Genomic DNA, 20,966 nt, shown 5'->3' with positions numbered 1-20,966 from the left:
TCCGGCAGCTGATGGTGCTCTGGCTCAGGCGTCGAGGTCGAGCAGGGCGCCAGCCATTTTGTTGCTGGTCTTGAACACCGCCAGGTTCGCCAGGTAGGCGTGTTTGGCTTGTAATTGCGAGACCACGTCTTCCTCCAACGCCGCACCGGGTTGGGACGCCTTGCCCACACTGGCCGACACACCGCCTTCGGATTGTTCGGTCAGAGCCACCTGTTGCCGCGTGAACCCGTCGGTGTTGAGGTTGGCCACGTTGTGCGCCGCCACATTGAGCTGGGTCTGGGCGGCGTTCATGCCTGAGAGGGAAATGGATGAGACAGAGGCCATGGTGCTTCCTGTGGCAAAGGGGGAGGGCGCCAATGTAATCACAAGCTCAGGGTTTGACAAGCGCCGCGTCCAGACCAAGGGCTTTGATTTTCTGGATGCTGGCCTCAGCCTGGGTCGGTTTGGCGTAAGGACCGACCCGAATCCGGGTGCGTGACCCCTGGCTGGTGTCAATCTCCTGTGCCGTGGCGGGCAAGCCTGCGGCCTGCAATTTGGCCAATGCATTGCGCGCGTTGTCTGGGTTGGCAAACAGGCCAGCGTTGATGTAGAGGCCTTTGGTGGGCGGCGCTGCCTTGGTGACCTGACTGGCCTTGGTCGCCGTGGGTTTTGGTGTTTTGGCGCTGGCTACTTTGGCCACCGGTTTGGAGGCAGCGCGCGCTGCGGGTTTGGAAGCCGCTCGGGCTGCCGGTTTGGACGCAGAGGGTGCCGCAGCCGAGCTGTATGCCGAGGCTGGCGCAGCGCTGCGACCCCGTGGCGCGCTGGCTGCGCGCTCCAAGGCCGAAGCCGCAGCTTGGGGCGGGGCGGATGCCACCAGCGCAGCTGAGGCTGGTGGCTGGGTGAATGTGGTCGGCAACACGGCGGGCGCCGAAACCGGGGCCGATGCGGGCATTGCCAGGGGGGCAGAAGCAGCTGCAGACACCGCTGCTGATGCTGGTGTGGCACTGGCCGCCGAGGCAGCTGGCGCCGCCAACAGGACAGGCACCTCCAGCGGTGTCGAGGCCGCTGACGCAGGCGCCAGCGCGGCCGATGCCACCTGGCTGGCCGCAGGCGCAGCGGGTTCAACGGCACTGGCCGCCAGCGCGGGCGCTGGGCTGCTGTCTGGCACCGGGGTGTCTGTGCCGTCCCACCCCACCCAGCGCAGGTAAGCGAGCCCCGCCAGTGTCAGCAACAAGGTGTTGGTCAGCAGCAGCCGGATAAAACGCTGGCGCGTGCTGGCCTGCTGGCTGAGCTGTGCGCAGGCCTGCACCAGGGTCTTGTTGTCGGCCACTGCCGTCATCATGGCCTGGCGGCAGTGGTTGTAGAGCAGGGCGTTGCCCCACAGGCCGCTGGCCAGCATGCCCAAGCCCAGGCAAGCCAGCAAGAGCTGGTAGATCAGCTCGTGGGGCCAGTCCAACACCAGCAGGCCCAGCGCCACCAGCAGCACCGCGCTGCCCAGCAGAGCCCCTGCAAACACCAGCGCCGGGCCCCACAGGCGCCGGAAAATCATCCAGTTGATGGTGTAGAGGCAGGCCGACAGGTTCCACGACAAGGTGGCTTGGCCAGCGGCTTCAAAGCGGCTGAAGATGGGAAGGTAATAATCCTTGCCAATCGGGCCAACCGCCGCGCCGTACAGCGTGGTCATCGCCATGGTGGGCGAGCTGTCCAGCGAGACGGTGTCTTGGGCACGGGTGATGGGTTCGGGCATGGTTTATTTTGGCATGGGCACCCTTGGCTGGGTAGGGTCTTTGCAAACTATTGATTAAATAGCAACAAGCGCATACAGAACGAGGGGCAGCGTACTTTTTTATGGATATTTTTATTTCGGTCTTCATCATTGGTTTTGGCCTGAATTCGTTCACCCAGCGTGACCAGCAGGTGCGTATTGCTCTGCTTGGCGCCTGCCTGGCCAAATTCCAGATCGAGAAGCTGATGGAGAGCCTGTTGCAGGGTTATTTACGCGCCCTGGGTGAACCCGATGCACAGCGCCGAGCCGCCATCTGGAGCATGCTCGAGCCCGCCGAGACCGAGCTGTGCAACCAGTTCAACGCTTTTGTGCTGTCCTTCTCCAAAGTGCCCGAACCCCAGGCGCGCATCAGCAAGCTGCCGTTTGCGCTGCCTTACATCACCAAATGGCTGCCGGGTTACAGCTTTGACGCGCGCAAGGCGCTGAGCCTGCACGCCCACGCGATCACCCTGGCAGCCAGCCCGCAGCCTGGCCTGAGCCAGAAAGACAAGGCCTTCACCCTGATGGCCGAGCTGTTCCTGATGCAACACACCTGCCACTGGTTCTGCCGCTCGCGCATGGTGGCCTCGGCGCGGCTCGTGGCTCAGCACAAGAGCCCGTACGCGCAGGTGCTGCGCTCGGTTGCATCGTCCACGCGCGAGGCTTATCGCGCCCTGGTCGGGGTGTAAATGCCTGCGCCCAAGCTCTGGGGCCGGCTCAAGGCCGCGTGCCTGGGTAGCCGACCGGTCCTGACCGATGTGCAGCGGGCCCAGGCGCTGATCGCCGCGATTGATGCCGGTGGCATCCCGCTCAACGCGGCCCGCATCAACGCCATTGCCCGCAGTCTCGGACTGGAGGTGTCGACCCACGCCCCGGTCAACGACACCCTGGAGCGCATCCGCCTGGCGCTGCAGCGTGTGACGCCGCCAGACTCTCCCAAGCTTTGATGACAATACCCACCATGACATCCTCACCCATCCAGACCCTCACCCTGACCCGCCCCGACGACTGGCACCTGCATGTGCGTGATGGTGACGCGCTGGCCACCGTGGTGCCGCACACGGCCGCCCAGTTTGGCCGCGCCATCATCATGCCCAATCTGCGCCCGCCGGTGACCACCACCGAAGCCGCGCTGGCCTACAAAGCGCGCATCCAGGCCGCTGTGCCAGCTGGTGTGGCTTTTGAGCCGCTGATGACGCTCTACCTCACCGACAAGCTGCCCGCCGACGAAATCCAGCGCGCCAAAGACGCTGGAGTGGTCGCCGCCAAGCTCTACCCGGCCGGTGCCACCACCAACAGCGATGCAGGGGTGACCGACCTCAAGAAGATCTACAAAACCCTGGAGGCCATGCAACGCGCGGGCCTGCTGCTGCTGGTGCATGGCGAAGTGACCTCGCCCGAGATCGACCTGTTTGACCGCGAGGCGGTGTTCATCGACCAGCAGCTGATCCCGCTGCGCCGCGATTTCCCTGAGCTGAAGATCGTGTTCGAGCACATCACCACGCGTGAAGCCGCGCAGTATGTGCAGGAGTGTGACCGTTTTCTGGGCGCCACCCTGACCGCGCACCACCTGCTCTACAACCGCAATGCCATCTTCACCGGCGGCATCCGGCCACACTATTACTGCCTGCCGGTGTTGAAGCGTGAAACCCATCGCCAAGCCCTGCTGGCGGCGGCCACCAGTGGCAACCCGAAGTTTTTCCTGGGCACCGACAGCGCACCGCACGCGGTGCACCTCAAAGAACACGCCAGCGGCTGCGCCGGCTGTTACACCGCCCATGCCGCGATGGAGCTGTATGCGCAGGCTTTTGATTCGGTGGGGGCACTCGACAAACTCGAAGCTTTTGCCAGCTTTTTTGGCGCCGACTTCTACGGTCTGCCACGCAACAGCGGCCAGATCACGCTCAAGCGCGAGAGCTGGACACCCCCCGCCAGTTTTGCCTTTGGCCAGGCCGAACTAAAACCGTTGGCCAGTGGTGAAGCGCTGGCCTGGCGGCTGGTGGCCTGAGCCACAGCGCACGCGCCAGAATTCCCACCGCACAAGGAGTTGCCATGAATGTTTTCCTGATCGACGCCGACAACCTCAATTCGGGCGCCTGGGTGGACGAGGCCTTTCGTGTGCTGCAGGAAACCGAAGGCCCCTTGCCGGTGCGCCGTGCCTACGGCAGCGCCGAGAACCTCAAAGCCCTGGCCGACACCTTGTGCGCCTGGGCGGTGCGCCCGTTTGTGAATTTGGCTTTGACCAAAAACACCACCGACATGGCGCTGGCGGTGGACGCGATGGAACTGGCTTGCCAGAGCCCCACGCCCGGCTTGATCGTCATCGGCTCGGGGGATGCCGACTTCACCCCGCTGGTGGTACGCCTGCGTGAGCGAGGCATCCGTGTGGTCTGTGTCTCCGAGCGCAGCAAGATGGGCCGTGAGGCTTTGCCCGCCTACGACCGGGTGATCCTGGTTGGGCCGGAGCAGGGCGCAGCACCCTCAGCGCCGGCCCGCAAGACCGCGCGCAAAACGGCCGCCAAAACCAGCAGCCCGGCGGCCAGCCCCAAACCAGCGGCGGCGAAAACCCCCGCCAAAAAAGTGGCGGCCAAAACCAGCGCACGCACCAAAGCCCCGCAGGAACAGCCAGCCACCAGCCCGGTGCCCGTGCCACCACCTGCACCCGAGAAACCAGCGCTCCAACCTGCTGAAGGTGCGGCCCATGCCATGCCCCTGCTGGATCTGGCGGCCATTCTGGCGGCCGTGCCTGCCTTGCAAACCGGTCAGGCGCAGCCTCTGGCGGCGGTGGCCAAGGCTTTGCTGGACGCCCGCTTGCGTGGCAAGAACATGACGGCCACCAAACTGCTCAAAAAATTTCCCCACCTGTTTGTGCTGGCCCCACCCGAAAAACCCAGAACGGTGCAGTACATCCCGGCACCGCCAGCGGCTTGATTGCTGACATCGACTGGGCCGCACCCTGGCTGGCGCCTTGGCGGCAACGGGGTGAGGCCATCGCGCAGCAGGTGTGCGCCGGTGTGGCCCAGCCCGAGGCGCTCAATGCAGCTGCACAACAGCTCTGGCCTGCGCCGGATCGGCCCCCGGTGCATTTTGTGCCACAGGCCGATTTGCCACCCGGCAAAGCCTACGAACAGTACATTTTTGAGAGCGGCCAATGCCCGACCCGTGAGGGCTTGCACGACTTTTTCAACGGATTGATGTGGTTGCATCTGCCGCACACCAAAACCCGCCTGAACCAGTTGCAGGCGGCGCAGATCGAGCGCTTGGGCATTGCCCCGGTGCGCGGCCCCGCGCGGGATGCGCTCACGCTGTTTGACGAAAACGTGGCGCTGCTGCGTGCGCCCGATGCCTTGTGGGACGCGCTGGTGGTCAAAGACTGGTCAGCGGTGTTTGGCAGACTGCGCCCGCTGTGGCAACAGTCGGGCCTGTGGCTGTTTGGCCATGCTTTGATGGAAAAACTGGTTGTCCCAAGAAAACCGGCCACAGCCCACGTGTACCGGGTGTGCCCTGCTACGGACGACATAGCAACTCTGGACGCCTGGCTGGCAACCGATCTGAGCGCAGACAGGCTGGCTGAGAAACCTTTTGCCCATCTGCCGGTGCTCGGTGTGCCGGGCTGGTGGCCGGGCAACGAGGTGCCTGGTTTTTATGAGGATGCCTCGGTGTTCCGGGCGCCGCGCAGCGCGGCGGGCGCGGCACACAAATAGCTAAACCGCATGTGGATTTGGCCGCCGATTGGCTTGAATTCGCGCACTTCACCCTTACCATTCGCGCCATTACGCGGCAGATTCGCCGCAAAGCACACTGTTTTATCAAGAGGAAACCATGAAACGCATTCTTTTGTTTGTTCTCACCAACGTCCTTGTGGTGGCGGTGCTGGGCATTGTGGCCAGCCTGCTGGGCGTCAACCGCTTCCTGACCAGCAACGGCCTGAACCTGGGTGCTTTGCTGGGTTTTGCGCTGGTGATGGGTTTTGGCGGCGCGATCATTTCGCTGTTGATCAGCAAACCCATGGCCAAGTGGACATCGGGCGTGCGGGTGATCAACCAGCCGTCCAACGCCGACGAAGCCTGGATTGTGGACACCGTGCGCAAGCTGTCTGAAAAAGCCGGTATCGGCATGCCCGAGGTCGGCATTTTTGAGGGGGCCCCCAACGCTTTTGCCACCGGTGCGTTCAAGAATTCGGCCCTGGTGGCGGTCAGCACCGGCTTGCTGCAGGGCATGACACACGACGAGATCGAGGCGGTGATCGGCCATGAAATTGCCCACGTGGCCAACGGCGACATGGTCACCATGACCCTGATCCAGGGCGTGATGAACACGTTTGTGGTGTTCCTGAGCCGGGTGGTGGGTTCGCTGGTGGACAGCTTCCTGCGCAAGGGTGACCAGGAAAACTCTGGCCCCGGCATTGGTTATTACGTGACCACCATCGTGCTCGACATCGTGCTGGGTTTTGCCGCTGCCATTGTGGTGGCCTGGTTCAGCCGCCACCGCGAGTTCCGTGCCGATGCGGGTTCTGCCCAGTTGCTGGGCCGCAAACAACCGATGATCAACGCGCTGGCGCGCCTGGGCAGTTTGCAGCCCGGTGAGTTGCCCAAGAGTGTGGCGGCCTTTGGTATTGCCGGTGGCATCGGGCAGCTGTTCTCGACCCACCCGCCGCTGGAAGACCGTATTGCCGCGTTGCAAAACGCACAGAGCTGAGTCCACAAGCGCTCCGTACTGTTTTTCTGCCCCAACCAGGTGAGCTTGGTTGGGGCTTTTTTATGCGCTGGTCACAGGACTCAGGACGACGCGGCACTCAGCTCCGCGGCTGTCCCCCGCCCTGCGGGCTCCTCCTTGATGTGGCAAAACCCCAAGTCCTCGCTGCGCTGAATGCCACGCCGTCCTGAGTCAGCCAACAAGGCTTCAAGCTTGCGGTCGTCATGCGACAACCCCAAAGTGTTGGCTACCGATGACATTGGGGTGAATGGTGGAGCGAAATCAAGGAGGAGCCCGCAGGGCGGGGGACATTCGCGCAAGCATTCGCCCCAGTGCCATCGGTGATCATTCATTGGCGAGTACCCATCAGCGAACCCTGATCGGCACAGACCAAGCACCGTTCAGAACCGCTAGACTTGCCGTATGGAACTCTCAACCTGGCTCACCTTTTTCGCGGCCTCCTGGGCCATCAGCATCTCCCCCGGCCCGGGCGCCATTGCGTCCATGAGCGCGGGGCTCAACCACGGCTTCAAATACGGTTATGTCACGATATTTGGCTTGGTGCTGGGCATCTGGACGCAGTTGCTGATTGTGGGTGTGGGGCTCGGTGCGCTGATGGCCACCTCACACACCGCGTTTGTGGTGGTCAAGTGGCTCGGTGTGGCTTACCTGGTGTGGCTGGGCATCCAGCAGTGGCGGGCACCGGCGCGGCCGATGGTGGCGGCATCCGACAGCGACGAGGTGGTGAGCCAGCGCAAGCTGATCCTCAAGGCCTGGATGATCAATGTGGTCAACCCAAAAGGCACGGTGTTTTTGCTGGCGGTGGTGCCGCAGTTCATCAGCACCGCCGAGCCCTTACTGCCGCAGTACCTGATCATCGGCGCCACGCTAGCGTTCACCGACATGGTGGTGATGGCGGGTTACACCGCGCTGGCTTCACGGGTGCTGGGCGCGCTCAAGAAACCGGCCCACATCCGCGCCATGAACCGCACCTTTGGCAGTCTGTTTGTGCTGGCCGGGTCCCTGCTGGCGCTGTTCAAACGCTCGGCCTGAGTGTTACGTCTTTGATAGCTGCTGGCCCTTGATATATAAGGGCTATAGGCCGATTTTCTATATATCCACCGGTCAAGTGCTGGCGCGCACCACCAGCCTGTAGCCCAGATCGACACCGGGACAGGCCACCGGTTCGCGGTTGATCAGCGCCACCAGCATATTGGCCGCCGCTGTGCCGATTTCGCTGCGTGGGGTGTGTACGGTGGTGAGCGCTGGCAACATCTGGTCGCTGCCGGTCAGGTCGTTGAACCCGGCAATCGCCACCCGCTCTGGCACCGCCAGCCCCAGACGCAGGGCCGCCAGCAGGGCGCCTTGCGCCAAGTCGTCGTTGCAGAAAAAGATGGCATCCACCTCGGGCTGCGTTTGCAGGATCTGGGTCAACATCTCCCCACCCAGGGCCATGGAAGAGGGCGCGGGGTTGAGCCACTCCAGTTGCGGGTCATACAGCTGGGCCTGCTGCAGCTCGGTGCGCCAGCCCGCCAGCCGCTGGCGGGTGCGCGGGTCGAGCTGGGCGCCCGCAAAAGCGATGCGGCGTTTGCCGCGCGCCAGCAGGTGCCGGGTCATCTCGGCACCCGCATCGGTTTGTGAAAAGCCCACGCTGTAAACGCCTTCGGTGTTGGACACCTCCATCAGGTGCACACAGGGCACCCCACTGGTCGCCATCATCTGGCGGGTGGCTTCGTTGCGCTCAAACCCGGTGACCAGCAGGCCCGCCGGGCGGTGCTGCAGCAGTTCACGCAGCAGGTGTTCTTCTTCGTTGGCGTCGTAATGCGTCACCCCCATCAGCATCTGGTAACCCGCCGGGCGCAGACTGCGCTGCACCGCCTCCAGCACATCGACAAACAAGGCGTTGGAGAGCAGCGGCACCAGCACCACCACCTGGGCACTGTGGCGAGAGGCCAGGGCGCGTGCTGCCGGGTCGGGCACATAGCCCAGCTCCTTGGCCGCCGCCTGCACCCGAGCCACCAGCAGCGCGTCCACCGCGCGCTCACCCCGCAGTGCGCGTGACACGGTGATCGGGCTCACCTGCGCCAGTTGGGCCACATCGGCCAGGGTGACACGGCCGGTGGCACGAGATCGGGGGCTGGATTTTTTTGTGGAGGACATAGGGTAAATACTAGGGTACAACCAAAGTGAGCGGGACTAGGATAGCGCTATCCGAAGGTCGGAGTCAAGCCAGATTGCTCCTTCGCCGCTTGTTGTCAAGAGGCACGGTGGGGCAAGCTGGCAGCGACACCACCTTTTTATTTGATTTTTTGGGATAGCGCTATCCAAACAACGATGATGAATATTTCAATTGTGATTATGGGGGTGGCCGGGTGTGGCAAGTCCAGCCTGGGCAGTGGTGTGGCCCAGGTGTTGCAGCTGCCACTGGTGGAGGGTGACGACTTCCACAGCCCCGAGAGCCGCCAGAAGATGAGCCAAGGCATCGCCCTGACTGACGCGGACCGTGCGGGCTGGCTGGACCGATTGGGTGAGCAGCTGCGCCAGCAGCCGGGTGGCATTGTGCTGACCTGCTCGGCGCTCAAACAAGCCTACCGCGACCGGCTGCGCTTGGCTTCGCCGGGCTTGCGATTTGCCTTTTTGCAGATCAGCCGCGAAGATGCCCAGGCGCGGGTGGGTTCACGCGACGCGCATTTTTTCTCCACCACGCTGGTGGACAGCCAGTTTGCCACCCTGCAAGATCCCAGTGGTGAACCCGGTGTGTTGACGCTGGACGCGGCCAAACCGCTGCCGCAACTGCAGGCTGAAGTCGCGGCCTGGATGACTCACAAGGAGTTGACATGAGCAACAGCACACACATCGCACCCAAGGACAGCACCTTCCGGCGGCTGGCCAGCACCCTGATGGCGATCTGTCTGGGGGTGATGGCGCTCTCCGTCTTTATCAATGTGGTGCTGCGTTATGGCTTTGGCAGCGGTGTGGCCGCCAGCGAAGAGCTGTCGCGCCTGCTGTTTGTCTGGATGGTGTTTATTGGTGCCACCGCCGCTTACCCGGCCGGTGAACACATGACCTTCACCAGCCTGGTCGGGCTGTTGCGCCACAAGCCTCGGGCCTTGTTGGCCGCCACGCTGTTGATCCGCCTGCTGGTGATGACCTCGAGCGGCCTGATTGCCTGGGGTGCCTGGCAGCAGGTGGTGGTGGGCCTGGACAGCTATTCGGTGGTGCTGCGTTACCCCACCGCGCTGTTGCCCTTGCCCGCCTTTTTGTGTACCAGTGCGATTTGTGTGATGGCTTTGGTCGAATTTATCAAGCGCACGCCCTTGTTTTTGGGTGTGACCGCAGAGCAGGAGTAAGTCGTCATGTCAATCGAAGGTCTGGCTTTTTTTGTGTTCATCGGTGGCATGTTGTCGCTGTTGGGCATTGGCATGAACATGGGGTTGGCGCTGGCGCTCACCGGTGCCGCCATGTCTTATGTGCTGGGGTTCTGGGACACCCAGCTGCTGGCGCAAAACCTGGTGGGTGGGGTCGACAGCTTTCCGCTGCTGGCGGTGCCTTTCTTCATTCTGGCTGGTGAATTGATGAACGCGGGGGGCATCAGCCAACGCATCATCACCATGGCGCAGGCCTGGGTCGGCCACATCCGTGGTGGCCTGGGTTTTGTGGCGATTGGTGCTGCGGTGTTGATGGCCAGCATGAGCGGCTCGGCACTGGCCGACACCGCTGCGCTGGCGACCATTTTGCTGCCGATGATGCGCCAGCAAGGTTACCCCTTGCACACCTCGGCCGGGCTGATTGGGGCCGGTGGCATCATTGCGCCGATCATTCCACCCAGCATGCCGTTCATCATTTACGGCGTGACCACCAACACCTCGATCTCGCTGCTGTTCCTCTCGGGCATCGTGCCGGGGCTGATCATGGGTGTGGGCCTGATCTTTGCCTGGAAGCTGGTGCTGCGTGACCTGAGCCTGCCCAAGGGTGAGGCGCTTCCGATCAAGGCACGTCTCAAAGCCACGCTCAAGGCCTTCTGGGCGCTGCTGATGCCCATCATCATCATCGGCGGCATGAAGTCTGGCCTGTTCACCCCGACCGAGGCCGCTGTGGTGGCTGCGTTTTATTCGCTGGCCGTTTCGCTGTTTATCCACCGCGAAATGAAGCTGGTGCAGATCTACGACGTGCTGGTGCGTGCCTCTCGCACCACGGCCATCGTGATGTTCTTGTGTGCCGGTGCCCAGGTGGCCAGCTACATGGTGACCCTGGCTGACCTGCCCAATGTGTTGACCGCCTGGCTCGGGCCCCTGGTGGAAAGCCCCAAGCTGCTGATGGTGGTGATGATGCTGGTGCTGGTGATGATTGGCACCTCGCTCGACCTGACGCCCACCATCCTGATCTTCGCCCCGGTGATGTTGCCGATTGCGGTCAAGGCCGGTATTGACCCGGTCTACTTTGGCCTGATGTTCATTCTGAACGGCTCCATCGGGCTGATCACCCCGCCCGTGGGCACGGTGCTCAACGTGGTGGCCAGTGTCGGGCGGGTACCGCTGCACCATGTGATCAGGGGCATCAGCCCGTTCTTGATCACCTACCTGTGCATCCTGGCCCTGTTTATTGCGTTCCCGCAGATCGTTACCGCACCCGTTGCCTGGATGCGCTGACGTTCATTTTTCCAACTCTTTTCACGTGTTTCATTTCAACAACAGGAGATTCTTATGACATTGCTTCGCAGAACCCTCATCGCCGCAGCCAGTGTGGCCGTGCTCAGCGCCTCGTTTTCCGCCTTGGCGCAAGACATCAAGCCGCGCCTGATCCGTTTTGGTTATGGCCTCAACGAACAAAGCAACCAGGGCCGCGCCGCCAAGGTGTTTGCCGACGAAGTGGCCAAACTCTCCGGTGGCAAGATGAAGGTGCGCGCCATTGGCGCCGCCGCGCTCGGCCCGGACAACCAGATGCAACAGGCGCTGATTGGTGGCGCGCAGGAAATGATGGTCGGCTCTACCGCCACCCTGGTGGGCATCAGCAAAGAAATGGCGCTGTGGGACACACCGTTCCTGATTGGCAACGTGAAAGAGGCCGACACCCTGCTCGACGGCCCGATTGGTGACAAGGTGCGCAACAAGCTGCAGGACAAAGGCATGGTGGGCCTGGTCTACTGGGAAAACGGCTTCCGTAACCTGACCAACAGCAAACGCGCCATCACCAAGATGGAAGACATGCAGGGCATCAAGCTGCGTGTGATGCAGAACAACGTGTTCCTGAGCAGCTTCCAGACCCTGGGTGCCAACGCCATCCCGCTGGCCTTTTCTGAACTGTTCAGCGCACTCGAAACCAACACGGTCGACGGCCAGGAAAACCCGTTCAACACCATTTTGTCGAGCAAGTTCTACGAAGTGCAGAAGTACATGACGGTGACCAACCACGTCTACAGCCCCTGGATCGTCACCGCCAGCAAGAAGTGGTGGGACCAGCTCTCGAAAGACGAGCAAAAGGTGCTGATGGATGCCGCCAAGGTGAGCCGTGATTTCGAGCGCAAGGACACCCGCGACGAAGCCGCCAAGGCCATGGGCGACCTCAAAGCCAAGGGCATGCAGATCAACGAACTGTCTCCCGTTGAAGCCGGCCGCATGCGCGACAAGCTGACCAAGGTGTACGCCAGCATTGGTGCCGATATCGGCATGGACCTGTGGAACGAAACCCAGGCTGAGCTCAAGAAGATCCGCAGCGGGAAATAAATGCTGCTGGGGCAAGGCTTCGTTGGGAGCCGTGCCTCTGGCTCAGCTTAACCAGCATTACACGATTGATAGCGCCTAGCCCTTGATTCATCAGGGCTGCAGGCGCTTTTTTTATATGAAATCGGTGCTGGGTGTCTCCCGTCGGGTACGTTTCTGATCAGAAGGTGGGTGTATCGCCAACTTCGTTGATCGACGAGTACCGCAAGCGGTTTAGTCCCTCGGCGGTTCAGCCGCAGAGGGTGATTGAGGCGCACGTGGTGGTTCGGTGACTCCGAGATCATCGTGATGTGGCCAACACATTTCGAAGGTTGTCCCAGTCTCAGGTGATGGATAACACTTCGCTTGTCCGCCATGTGCCTGTGCAATGGCCGCAACCACGGCCAGACCGAGGCCGCTGCCACTGCCTCGCGCTTGCGGAGAACGTCGGAACGCTGTGAAAACATGTGGCAAAAAGTCTTCGGCGATACCAGGCCCCTCATCGACAACGATGAGGCGAAACTGACCATCATCCAAGCGTGTCAGAACCCTTATGGTGCCGGGCACGGCGTGTTTTCTGGCGTTCTCCAGAATGGCCAGAAGAGCCTGCCGAATTCTGGCTGGGTCGCAACACGCATGCTGTACCTGCAGGTCCAGGATGGGTCGCAGGCCGGCCTTGGCAAGAGACGCCGCAACAAGACCAACAACTGACCTGATTTCTGCGCCCAGGTCGACCTGTTGAACGCGCACGTCAAGATGACCGCTTTCGGCCAAACTGACCACGCGCAGGTCTTCGATGAGCTGGTTCAAGCCCTCAACCTGCAGCAACAAACTGCGGAATTGAGCCTCTTCCGGGGCGAACACACCTTCGGCCAGCCCGTGCAAGCGTCCACGCAAAATGGTGACTGGGGTGCGCAGTTCGTGGGCGATCGCCGCATTCCAGAAGACCTGCTCTTTGCTCATGCGCTGTAATTTGTCGGCGAGCAGGTTGAAGTCGTCCACCAATTGCGTGGCTTCACCCAGCGACCTGTCATCTGCCGACGCTCTCGCCGACAAATCTCCTTGGGCAACACGACGGATGGCCTCTGTCAACGAGTTCAGCGGGGCAAGAATGCGGCGCGACAAGTTGACGGCAAGGACGGCAGCCAGTCCCAGCGAAGCCAGTGTGGTGGCAATCAACCAGGCCCATTCTGGGCCCGTCGGAACAATACTTTCCGTAGGAGGATTGTCAGGCCAGTACTGTTCCCAAAGCGAATAAAAGGCATAGGACGTTGTGACAACCAGCAGGATGGCACCCAAGGCCATGGCCATCATGGAGAGCGCAATCCGTCGGCTGAGCCCGACCAGCTTCATTCCCCGCTCCAAAGCCGGTAGCCCACTCCGCGCACCCCGCTGGGAATGCCCGTTATGCCCAAGCCCTCAAGCTTTTTGCGCAGTTTGCTGAGGTGGCTATCCACGGTTCGCTCAAGGGCATCGCCTTCTGGCAGCGAGTTGACAAGTAACTCTGCCCGACTGAAAACGCGCTTGGGTGTGCGCGCCAGTTGCGCCAGCAGTTTGAACTCGGTTAGTGTGAGTTCCAGTTTCTGCATCCTGCCATTTGCCTCCACCATGACTTCATGGTTGTCCAGGTCAATCTGAAACGGCGCAACGCGCATCACCTGTTTGTCGTTGCGGCCACTTTGCGGGGAAGCGCGGCGAAGAACTGCCTGAGTGCGCGCAACCACTTCGGCAGGGTTGAAGGGTTTGACCACGTAGTCATCCGCTCCAATACGCAGCCCGGTCAGTTTGTCGATGTCTTGATCCATGGCGGTCAGCATGATCACCGGTGTGGTGCCCCGATGGCGAATTTCCGACAGGACGCGCCAGCCATCCACTTCAGGCATCTGCACATCCAACAGCACCAGATCGGGTTTGTGGCGCAGGTGCAAAACCAAGGCTTCCCGTCCATTTCTGGCATGCAGGCAGCGCAAGCCACTGCGAACGAGGTAGGCGGCAAGAATCTCTGCAATCTCTTCTTCGTCTTCTGCAATGAGCACCAAGGCCTGAGTTTTTCCAGGTGGGTTGGTGTTGGGTTGCTGATTGATCATTGCGTCATCTGTCTCCATTGAATCTTCACATTGTGTCAGCGAGCGCTCCATAGGGTCTATTGAGAATTGGGCGTGAGCAATGCGCAATGAAGGAATATGCATGAAGACCAATCCGTTCTCCTGGCGCGGCCGCTTGTTTGCGGCTGCGTCGGCTCTGGCAATGCGGGGCCCGACAACGAGGAGAACGATCCCCACGCACACGCAATCAGGTGCCGCTTCAGCATTCGTCCTGATTGCGCCAACCGCGCTGGTTGTCGCCGCCATGTCTGAACCGCTGCTTGTGGGCAGCCTAAAGGCGTTGTCCAACTTGCACGGCCCGCTGGCCTTCTGTGGTGGCCTTTCTGTCGGCCTGACGATGGGTTGGGTTCAGCAGATGCGTGGCATGCATTTCCTTTCTCACACCCTCGCCACGGCTTGGCTCAGTACGGTGCTTCTGTTCGCCATGCTGTCGATCTTCTGGAAGTGGCTGAACGCAAACGCGACACCGACAAGACCACAATGACCACCACTGCACTGCTCCCTGTTTCTGTCGGCATGCCCAGCCGTCGTCTGGTCATGCGCATCGAAACCCTCGCGCTGATCCTCTCCCTTTGGTTTACGGCATCCGCCAACCCGCTGTTTTGGGGCGTGGCACTGGCTGGCCGATCCCTGTCCGAACCAAGTAGCATCTTTTATGCAATAGCACTTGGCGTGGCGTTGACGGCACTGCATTTTGTGCTGCTGGCGGTGCTCGCAACACTTGTTCCCCGGCCAACAGTCCGTGCCCTGCTGGCCTTTCTCGCGGCGGGAACGGCGGTGGCCACCTATTTCATGCAGGGCTACCACGTCTATTTGGACCCGGGGATGGTCCGCAACGTTCTCGCCACCGATCCGCGCGAGGCGGGTGAGTTGCTGTCCTACGCGATGGTGCTGCCCATAGCGGTCAGACTGCTGCCGCCACTTGCGTTGATTTATGCGGTCGACATTCGCAGCCAACCGGCACTGAACGCCATCGGTGTGCGCGTCGCCTGCGTCGCGGTTGCTTTGCTCGTTGGTGTCGGGGCATTGATGACGTCGTTCAAGGATTTCTCGGCCTTCATGCGCGGGAACAAGGAGGCACGTTATCTGATCACACCAGCCAACCTTCTTTATTCGAGCGTACGCGTCGCCATCGCAGATGGTGCCGCCAAGCAGACGCGACAGCCCGTTGGAACCGATGCCGTGCTCGGCCCAGGGTGGGCCGATCGCACCAAGCCGGTACTTTTGGTTGTGGTCGTCGGCGAAACCGCGCGGGCCGCCAATTGGGGACTCTCTGGTTATGCGCGGCAAACCACACCACAACTGGCCGCACTGGATGTGATCAACTTCCCGAAAGTCACGGCCTGCGGAACCAGCACCGAGGTATCTCTGCCGTGTATGCTCTCCGCCGTTGGCCGACGCGCCTACGACGAAGAGCGCATTCGCAACAGCGAAGCCCTGCCGCATGTCCTGGCCCACGCCGGATGGCGCGTGGTGTGGCTCGACAATCAATCTGGCTGCAAGGGCACCTGCGACGGGTTGGAAACATGGCGCCCGGAGCCCGCAGCGATGCCCGCCATCTGTCCCGACGGGAATTGTTTCGACAGCGCCCTGGTCTCCGGCGCCCGCACACTGACTGCGGGCAGGGCCGAGAACACGGTGCTGTTCCTGCACATGATTGGCAACCATGGCCCAAACTACGCCAAGCGTTACCCAGCCGAGTTCCGGCACTTCACCCCGACCTGTGAAACGGCCGATCTCGGCCGCTGCACACAGCAGGAAATCGTCAACACCTTCGACAACGCGCTGCGCTACACCGATCACGTGCTCGCGCAGACCATCGCCTTTTTGAAGGAGAAGCAGGCCACCCACGACACGGCGATGATCTTCGTCTCCGATCATGGCGAGTCGCTTGGTGAGTACGGGCTCTACCTGCACGGTATGCCTTACGCTGTCGCGCCGTCGGTCCAGAAAGAGGTGCCGATGGTGATGTGGGTGTCGGACCAGTACCGTTCCAGTTTTTCCCTAAACACGGATTGCTTGCGTGCCCGCGCAGTGGAGCCGGTTGCGCACGACCATCTGTTCCATTCTGTGCTCGGCCTGCTGGACATTCGCTCGGGTATCTACGACAGTCGCTACGACCTTGCCTCTGCCTGCACCGCGCCGCTCCAGTCTGACGCGAACGCGAAATCCCGCCGGTCAATAGAGCGATCCTCTCCTTCAGCTCGAACCGACGAGCCGTATGCATGAAGCGAAGGTTGATCGTGTCTCCCTGGATCGCCATCGGTTGCCGAAACGCGCCAGGGATTTTGGAAGTGCGGCTGCATTGCCTGCACTGATGAGGCTTCACATGTCTGTAGCGAAACCCCAAGGTGGCTTCAGAACTTGACGTGCTGGACGCTTTGTCGCCAGTTTTCAAAGGAACGGTATATGAATTTTGATAAACGTTGTCAGTTGGTTTGTGCATTGGCCGCGATGGTCGTCGTCACCTTGATGCTGGGATCCTGTGGGAAGCTGGAGCCAGAGGACGCATCGTCTGCCCCCCATGTATCCACGGTGCTTGTTGCCTCTTCGCCGGTGGAACTGACTGAAGACCTACATGGCCGGGTGGAGGCCTTGCGTGCCGTCGAAATCCGTCCGCAAGTTGGCGGTATCGTCCAGCGACGCCTGTTCGAGCAAGGCCGGGACGTCATCGCTGGACAGCCTTTGTTCCAGATCAATCCGGCGCCGCTTGCTGCGGACAGAGATACGGCGGCGGCTGCGTTGCAAAGGGCAGAGGCCGTACTGTCGCGTGCTCAGCTTCAAGTACAGCGTCTGGGGCCACTCGTGGACACCGATGCGATCAGCCGTCAGACCTACGACGATACGGTGTCACTGCGCGACCAAGCGCTGGCTGACGTGGCGCTGGCACGGGCCACACTGGTGCGCAAGCAACTCGACCTGAAGTACGCCACCGTGGACGCGCCGATTTCCGGTCGTATCGATCAGGCACTGGTCGCCGAGGGCGCGCTGGTCAGCAGCACCGATAACCAGCCGATGGCGCGCATTCAGCAGATCGACAAGGTGTATGTCGATGTGCGTCGTTCAGCCGCCTCGCTCGCTCGCCTTCAGCAGTCTCTTGCCCAGGGGCAGGATGTCGGCAAAGGGCTGCCGGTCAGCATTCTGAGCAGCAATGGCGAATCCAATGTGGCCAGCGGTCAGATCCTGTTTTCCGGGATCAGTGTTGATCCCGGTACGGGTGATGTGTTGTTGCGCATTCAGGTCGATAACCCGAAGCGTCAGCTGCTGCCGGGCATGTTCGTGCATGCACGGGTGCCCGTCGCTCGTTATCCCGACGCCTTGACCGTGCCACAGCAGGCCGTGGTGCGATCCAAAGGGAAGGTGTTCGTGTGGGTGATCGATGTTCAAAACCTTGCGCACCTCACGCCGGTTGAGCTTGGTGAACTGGTTGGTCACAACTATCGCGTCGTTTCAGGGGTGGCCCATGGCCAGCGTATTGCCGTCGAGGGCATGAATCGCCTGACGGATGGCATGCCGGTCTTGCCCCGAGAGCATGCCGCTCCTGAACCCGCCACGCCTGATTGATCGGGAGACGTTTGCCATGCCCAAGTTTTTCATTCATCGCCCGGTCTTTGCCTGGGTGATCGCCCTGTTCATCATCGTGCTCGGCGTCATCGCGATTCCCAACCTGCCGATTGCACAGTATCCATCCGTTGCGCCGCCCAGTGTCACCGTGATGGCCACGTATCCGGGCGCCACGCCGGAGACGATGAGTGATGGGGTGCTCAGCCTCATCGAAAAGGAGTTGTCCGGTGTCAAGAACCTGTTGTATTTCGAGTCATCGGCCGACACCTCGGGTTCGGCCTCGGTCGAGATAACGTTCAAACCGGGCACAGATCCTGAGATGGCTCAGATCGACGTACAGAACAGACTCAAATCGGTTGAATCTCGCCTGCCCCAGGCTGTTCGCCAGAATGGTCTGACGGTGGAGTCGGCTTCGTCCGGCTTCCTGATGATCATCGCACTGAGATCAGACAACGGTCGCTTCAGTGAAGTCGAGCTCAGTGACTACATGGCTCGTAACATGGTGGAAGAGCTACGTCGCATCCAGGGTGTCGGGCGTGTGCAGTTGTTCGGTGCCGAACGGGCCATGCGGATCTGGGTCAACCCCGACAAGCTGATTGCCTACGGCCTGACCATGGCCGATCTGTCCGCAGCCATCAGCCAGCAGAATGCACCTATCGCGCCCGGCAGTATTGGCTCGGCTCCGACGTTACCGGGTCAGCGTGTCACCGTGCCACTCACAATTCGGGGGCAACTCACCGACCCTGAAGAGTTTTCCCGCATTGTGCTCAAGGCTGGGGCGAACGGCTCCAGGGTGGTGCTTGGCGATGTTGCACGTGTTGAACTCGGGGCTGCGGCCTATGGTTTTGACATTCGGGAGAACGGCAAGAGTGCCACTGCCGCGGCCGTGCAACTTGCGCCAGGCGCCAACGCGGTAAAAACATCGGATGCCATCAAAGCGCGATTGGAAGAGCTAAGCAAGGCGATGCCGGTTGGCATGAGTTATTCCGTTCCGCTGGATACGGCGCCTTTCGTCAAGATCTCGATCGAAAAGGTTCTCCATACGCTGGCCGAAGCCATGGTGCTGGTATTCCTGGTGATGTTCCTGTTCTTGCAGAACATCAGATACACCTTGATTCCCGCGATCGTGGTTCCGATAGCCTTGCTCGGAACGTTCTCCGTGATGTTGTTGGCGGGGTTCTCGATCAATGTGTTGACCATGTTCGGCATGGTGCTGGCGATTGGCATCGTGGTGGATGACGCGATCGTCGTGGTTGAGAACGTTGAGCGCATCATGGCGCACGAGGGTTTGTCTCCGCGCGCCGCCACCATCAAGGCCATGCAAGAGATCACTGGGGCAGTGATCGGCATCACGCTGGTGCTGACGGCTGTGTTCATTCCCATGGCGTTTGCCAGCGGCTCGGTCGGCGCCATCTACAAACAATTCAGTCTGTCGATGGCCGTATCGATTCTGTTCTCGGCTTTCCTGGCACTGAGCCTGACGCCCGCTTTGTGTGCCACGCTGCTGAAGCCTGTTGATCCGGCGCATCACCCGCGAGATCGCTTTTCGACCTGGTTCAACCGGCGCTTTGAGCAGATGAGCCAAAGTTATCAAACTCAGGTCGGCAGGCTGATCATGCGGTCCGGCAGGGTCATGCTGGTATTTGCTGCGCTGACGGCGGTCCTGCTGGTCGGATACAGGCAACTGCCTTCCTCGTTTCTGCCCGAGGAGGATCAGGGTTACTTCATGACGGTATTCCAGTTGCCGGCCGATGCAACCAGTGAGCGAACCCTGGATGTCGTGCGAAAGTTCGAGCGCCACATTGTGTCGCGCCCGGGTATCGAGTCCAGCCTGTCCGTCCTCGGCTTTGGTTTCTCAGGCTCTGGCCCGAATGCTGCGATGTCCTTCACAACCTTGAAGGACTGGGGGCAACGCGACGGTGCGACGGCACGTGAAGAGCTGACCTTGACCCAAGAGGCCATGGCCGATACGTCTGATGGAATGGTCATGAGTCATCTACCGCCTGCCATTGATGAGCTGGGCACGACCTCGGGCTTCACCATGCGCCTGCTGGACCGCACAGGCCAGGGACACGCGGCATTGAAATCCGCCGAGGCCAGACTGCTCAAGCTGGCGGCGCAAAGCAAGCTGGTGACCGAAGTCATTCCGGAAGGGCTGCCGACCGGAACCAGCATCCGCCTGGATATCGACCGTCAGAAGGCAGAGGCCCTGGGCGTCGCTTTCACCAGCATCAGCGACACGCTGTCTACGGCCATGGGCTCACTTTATGTCAATGATTTCCCGAATGCCGGGCGTATGCAGCAAGTGATTGTTCAGGCGGATGCACCCGCACGCATGCAGATCGATGATGTGCTCAAGCTCCATGTACGCAACGCCAACGGCGGCATGGTGTCTCTCTCCGAACTGGTGAAGCCGGTCTGGAGCGACACGCCGCAACAGTTGGTGCGTTTCCAGGGGTTCCCGGCGGTGCGAGTCACCGGCAGCGCAGCACCGGGGGTCTCCAGCGGCCAGGCCATGGCCGAGATGGAACGTCTGGTCAAACAGCTGCCACCCGGTTTTGGCGTATCCTGGACGGGGCAGTCCTTGCAGGAGCGCCAATCCGCAGCACAGGCCCCCATGCTGATGGCCCTGTCGATGCTGGTGGTGTTTCTGGTGCTGGCGGCACTTTACGAAAGCTGGAGTATTCCGGTATCGGTGATGCTGGTGGTGCCTTTGGGTTTGCTGGGCGCCGTGCTTGCGGTGCTGCTGCGAGGTATGCCCAACGATGTGTTCTTCAAGGTCGGCATGATCACTGTGATCGGGCTTTCCGCCAAGAACGCGATCCTGATTGTCGAAGTGGCCAGACAGCTGCGTGACCAAGGCAGCAGCTTGGTCGATGCGGCGCTCACAGCGTCGCGCTTGCGGCTGCGGCCGATTCTGATGACCTCGCTGGCCTTCGGTCTGGGCGTTGTTCCTTTGATGCTGGCCATGGGGGCCAGTGCCGAAACCCAGCATGCCATCGGTACAGGGGTGTTCGGCGGCATGGTCAGCGCCACCGTTCTGGCGATCTTCTTTGTGCCCGTGTTTTTTGTGTTTGTGATGGGCTTCCAGGAGCGTTTCGCATCCTGGCGCGCAGCGCGCCAGTCGCGTCATGTTCAGGCTCAAGAGGAGTGATACCC

General features: G+C 61.3%; 20 protein-coding genes. 15 read left to right on the top strand and 5 right to left on the bottom strand.

Going from position 1 to position 20,966, the window contains the following annotated elements:
- Positions 1-24 precede the first annotated feature (24 nt).
- Both RF819_RS07570 and RF819_RS07565 read right to left on the bottom strand, forming a co-directional pair.
- Positions 25-324, bottom strand: a complete 300-nt coding sequence (locus RF819_RS07570) for a flagellar basal body protein (RefSeq protein ID WP_078364430.1) — start codon at positions 322-324, stop codon at positions 25-27.
- Positions 325-370: 46 nt separating this feature from the next.
- On the bottom strand, positions 371-1,726 hold the full coding sequence (locus RF819_RS07565) for an SPOR domain-containing protein (protein ID WP_078364429.1): 1,356 nt from the start codon (positions 1,724-1,726) through the stop codon (positions 371-373).
- A gap of 101 nt (positions 1,727-1,827) precedes the next feature.
- Here RF819_RS07565 and RF819_RS07560 point away from each other — a divergent pair, with 101 nt between their 5' ends.
- The 7 genes from RF819_RS07560 (at position 1,828) to rhtB (ending at position 7,492) form a co-directional block, all read left to right on the top strand.
- Positions 1,828-2,433, top strand: coding sequence for a hypothetical protein (locus tag RF819_RS07560; RefSeq protein ID WP_078364428.1), 606 nt, complete (start codon positions 1,828-1,830; stop codon positions 2,431-2,433).
- Positions 2,434-2,691, top strand: coding sequence for a hypothetical protein (locus tag RF819_RS07555; protein ID WP_078364427.1), 258 nt, complete (start codon positions 2,434-2,436; stop codon positions 2,689-2,691).
- A 14-nt stretch (positions 2,692-2,705) separates the two neighbouring features.
- Positions 2,706-3,752, top strand: a complete 1,047-nt coding sequence (pyrC, locus tag RF819_RS07550) for a dihydroorotase (protein ID WP_078364426.1) — start codon at positions 2,706-2,708, stop codon at positions 3,750-3,752.
- Between the two features lie 44 nt (positions 3,753-3,796).
- Positions 3,797-4,675: an NYN domain-containing protein gene (locus tag RF819_RS07545; RefSeq protein WP_078364425.1), complete on the top strand. Its 879-nt coding sequence runs from the start codon at positions 3,797-3,799 to the stop codon at positions 4,673-4,675.
- Entirely contained in the window at positions 4,672-5,448 is a 777-nt protein-coding gene (locus tag RF819_RS07540) for a DUF3025 domain-containing protein (RefSeq protein WP_207160782.1), read from the top strand. Before RF819_RS07545 ends, RF819_RS07540 begins: the two co-directional genes overlap by 4 nt.
- 118 nt (positions 5,449-5,566) lie before the next feature.
- Positions 5,567-6,442, top strand: a complete 876-nt coding sequence (gene htpX / locus RF819_RS07535) for a protease HtpX (protein ID WP_078364424.1) — start codon at positions 5,567-5,569, stop codon at positions 6,440-6,442.
- A 420-nt stretch (positions 6,443-6,862) separates the two neighbouring features.
- On the top strand, positions 6,863-7,492 hold the full coding sequence (gene rhtB, locus RF819_RS07530) for a homoserine/homoserine lactone efflux protein (protein ID WP_078364423.1): 630 nt from the start codon (positions 6,863-6,865) through the stop codon (positions 7,490-7,492).
- Positions 7,493-7,564: 72 nt separating this feature from the next.
- On the opposite strand, the gene gntR is transcribed toward rhtB, so the two are convergent.
- On the bottom strand, positions 7,565-8,599 hold the full coding sequence (gntR, locus tag RF819_RS07525) for an HTH-type transcriptional regulator GntR (RefSeq protein ID WP_078364422.1): 1,035 nt from the start codon (positions 8,597-8,599) through the stop codon (positions 7,565-7,567).
- Between the two features lie 177 nt (positions 8,600-8,776).
- Here gntR and RF819_RS07520 point away from each other — a divergent pair, with 177 nt between their 5' ends.
- The 4 genes from RF819_RS07520 to RF819_RS07505 are packed head-to-tail and all read left to right on the top strand — an operon-like array spanning position 8,777 to position 12,162.
- A complete protein-coding gene (locus tag RF819_RS07520) occupies positions 8,777-9,280 on the top strand; it encodes a gluconokinase (protein ID WP_078364421.1) in 504 nt (167 codons plus the stop codon).
- Entirely contained in the window at positions 9,277-9,789 is a 513-nt protein-coding gene (locus tag RF819_RS07515; RefSeq protein WP_078364420.1) for a TRAP transporter small permease, read from the top strand. Before RF819_RS07520 ends, RF819_RS07515 begins: the two co-directional genes overlap by 4 nt.
- A gap of 6 nt (positions 9,790-9,795) precedes the next feature.
- Entirely contained in the window at positions 9,796-11,088 is a 1,293-nt protein-coding gene (locus tag RF819_RS07510; RefSeq protein WP_078364419.1) for a TRAP transporter large permease, read from the top strand.
- Positions 11,089-11,142: 54 nt separating this feature from the next.
- Entirely contained in the window at positions 11,143-12,162 is a 1,020-nt protein-coding gene (locus tag RF819_RS07505; protein WP_078364418.1) for a TRAP transporter substrate-binding protein, read from the top strand.
- Positions 12,163-12,372: 210 nt separating this feature from the next.
- On the opposite strand, the gene RF819_RS07500 is transcribed toward RF819_RS07505, so the two are convergent.
- Both RF819_RS07500 and RF819_RS07495 read right to left on the bottom strand, forming a co-directional pair.
- Positions 12,373-13,491, bottom strand: a complete 1,119-nt coding sequence (locus RF819_RS07500) for an ATP-binding protein (RefSeq protein ID WP_078364417.1) — start codon at positions 13,489-13,491, stop codon at positions 12,373-12,375.
- The gene (locus RF819_RS07495) at positions 13,488-14,225 is read right to left on the bottom strand and encodes a response regulator (RefSeq protein WP_078366826.1); all 738 of its coding nucleotides are present in this window, start codon (positions 14,223-14,225) and stop codon (positions 13,488-13,490) included. The genes RF819_RS07500 and RF819_RS07495 overlap by 4 nt, the downstream gene beginning before the upstream one ends.
- Before the next feature lie 100 nt (positions 14,226-14,325).
- On the opposite strand from RF819_RS07495, the gene RF819_RS07490 reads away from it, so the two are divergent.
- The 4 genes from RF819_RS07490 (at position 14,326) to RF819_RS07475 (ending at position 20,961) form a co-directional block, all read left to right on the top strand.
- Complete coding sequence (locus RF819_RS07490) at positions 14,326-14,727, top strand: hypothetical protein (protein ID WP_143541627.1); 402 nt, start codon at positions 14,326-14,328, stop codon at positions 14,725-14,727.
- Positions 14,640-16,472, top strand: coding sequence for a phosphoethanolamine transferase (locus tag RF819_RS07485; protein ID WP_244899878.1), 1,833 nt, complete (start codon positions 14,640-14,642; stop codon positions 16,470-16,472). The genes RF819_RS07490 and RF819_RS07485 overlap by 88 nt, the downstream gene beginning before the upstream one ends.
- A gap of 180 nt (positions 16,473-16,652) precedes the next feature.
- Complete coding sequence (locus tag RF819_RS07480; RefSeq protein ID WP_078364415.1) at positions 16,653-17,807, top strand: efflux RND transporter periplasmic adaptor subunit; 1,155 nt, start codon at positions 16,653-16,655, stop codon at positions 17,805-17,807.
- 16 nt (positions 17,808-17,823) lie between these two features.
- Complete coding sequence (locus tag RF819_RS07475; protein WP_078366824.1) at positions 17,824-20,961, top strand: multidrug efflux RND transporter permease subunit; 3,138 nt, start codon at positions 17,824-17,826, stop codon at positions 20,959-20,961.
- The last annotated feature ends 5 nt before the right edge of the window (positions 20,962-20,966 follow it).

Origin of the sequence: Rhodoferax fermentans (assembly GCF_002017865.1) — a bacterium.
Lineage (GTDB): Bacteria > Pseudomonadota > Gammaproteobacteria > Burkholderiales > Burkholderiaceae_C > Rhodoferax > Rhodoferax fermentans.
The sequence above is the reverse complement of the archived record's forward strand: the minus strand, read 5'-3'. Positions and strand labels throughout refer to the sequence as shown.

What these genes read in the sequence shown, in the direction of transcription:
- gntR (WP_078364422.1), bottom strand. Translation starts at nt 8,599, where the DNA reads ATGTCCTCCACAAAAAAATCCAGCCCCCGATCTCGTGCCACCGGCCGT.
- RF819_RS07520 (WP_078364421.1), top strand. Translation starts at nt 8,777, where the DNA reads ATGAATATTTCAATTGTGATTATGGGGGTGGCCGGGTGTGGCAAGTCC.
- RF819_RS07475 (WP_078366824.1), top strand. Translation starts at nt 17,824, where the DNA reads ATGCCCAAGTTTTTCATTCATCGCCCGGTCTTTGCCTGGGTGATCGCC.
- RF819_RS07510 (WP_078364419.1), top strand. Translation starts at nt 9,796, where the DNA reads ATGTCAATCGAAGGTCTGGCTTTTTTTGTGTTCATCGGTGGCATGTTG.
- pyrC (WP_078364426.1), top strand. Translation starts at nt 2,706, where the DNA reads ATGACATCCTCACCCATCCAGACCCTCACCCTGACCCGCCCCGACGAC.
- RF819_RS07490 (WP_143541627.1), top strand. Translation starts at nt 14,326, where the DNA reads ATGAAGACCAATCCGTTCTCCTGGCGCGGCCGCTTGTTTGCGGCTGCG.
- RF819_RS07515 (WP_078364420.1), top strand. Translation starts at nt 9,277, where the DNA reads ATGAGCAACAGCACACACATCGCACCCAAGGACAGCACCTTCCGGCGG.
- RF819_RS07495 (WP_078366826.1), bottom strand. Translation starts at nt 14,225, where the DNA reads ATGATCAATCAGCAACCCAACACCAACCCACCTGGAAAAACTCAGGCC.
- RF819_RS07565 (WP_078364429.1), bottom strand. Translation starts at nt 1,726, where the DNA reads ATGCCCGAACCCATCACCCGTGCCCAAGACACCGTCTCGCTGGACAGC.
- RF819_RS07500 (WP_078364417.1), bottom strand. Translation starts at nt 13,491, where the DNA reads ATGAAGCTGGTCGGGCTCAGCCGACGGATTGCGCTCTCCATGATGGCC.
- htpX (WP_078364424.1), top strand. Translation starts at nt 5,567, where the DNA reads ATGAAACGCATTCTTTTGTTTGTTCTCACCAACGTCCTTGTGGTGGCG.
- RF819_RS07555 (WP_078364427.1), top strand. Translation starts at nt 2,434, where the DNA reads ATGCCTGCGCCCAAGCTCTGGGGCCGGCTCAAGGCCGCGTGCCTGGGT.
- rhtB (WP_078364423.1), top strand. Translation starts at nt 6,863, where the DNA reads ATGGAACTCTCAACCTGGCTCACCTTTTTCGCGGCCTCCTGGGCCATC.
- RF819_RS07480 (WP_078364415.1), top strand. Translation starts at nt 16,653, where the DNA reads ATGAATTTTGATAAACGTTGTCAGTTGGTTTGTGCATTGGCCGCGATG.
- RF819_RS07505 (WP_078364418.1), top strand. Translation starts at nt 11,143, where the DNA reads ATGACATTGCTTCGCAGAACCCTCATCGCCGCAGCCAGTGTGGCCGTG.
- RF819_RS07570 (WP_078364430.1), bottom strand. Translation starts at nt 324, where the DNA reads ATGGCCTCTGTCTCATCCATTTCCCTCTCAGGCATGAACGCCGCCCAG.
- RF819_RS07545 (WP_078364425.1), top strand. Translation starts at nt 3,797, where the DNA reads ATGAATGTTTTCCTGATCGACGCCGACAACCTCAATTCGGGCGCCTGG.
- RF819_RS07560 (WP_078364428.1), top strand. Translation starts at nt 1,828, where the DNA reads ATGGATATTTTTATTTCGGTCTTCATCATTGGTTTTGGCCTGAATTCG.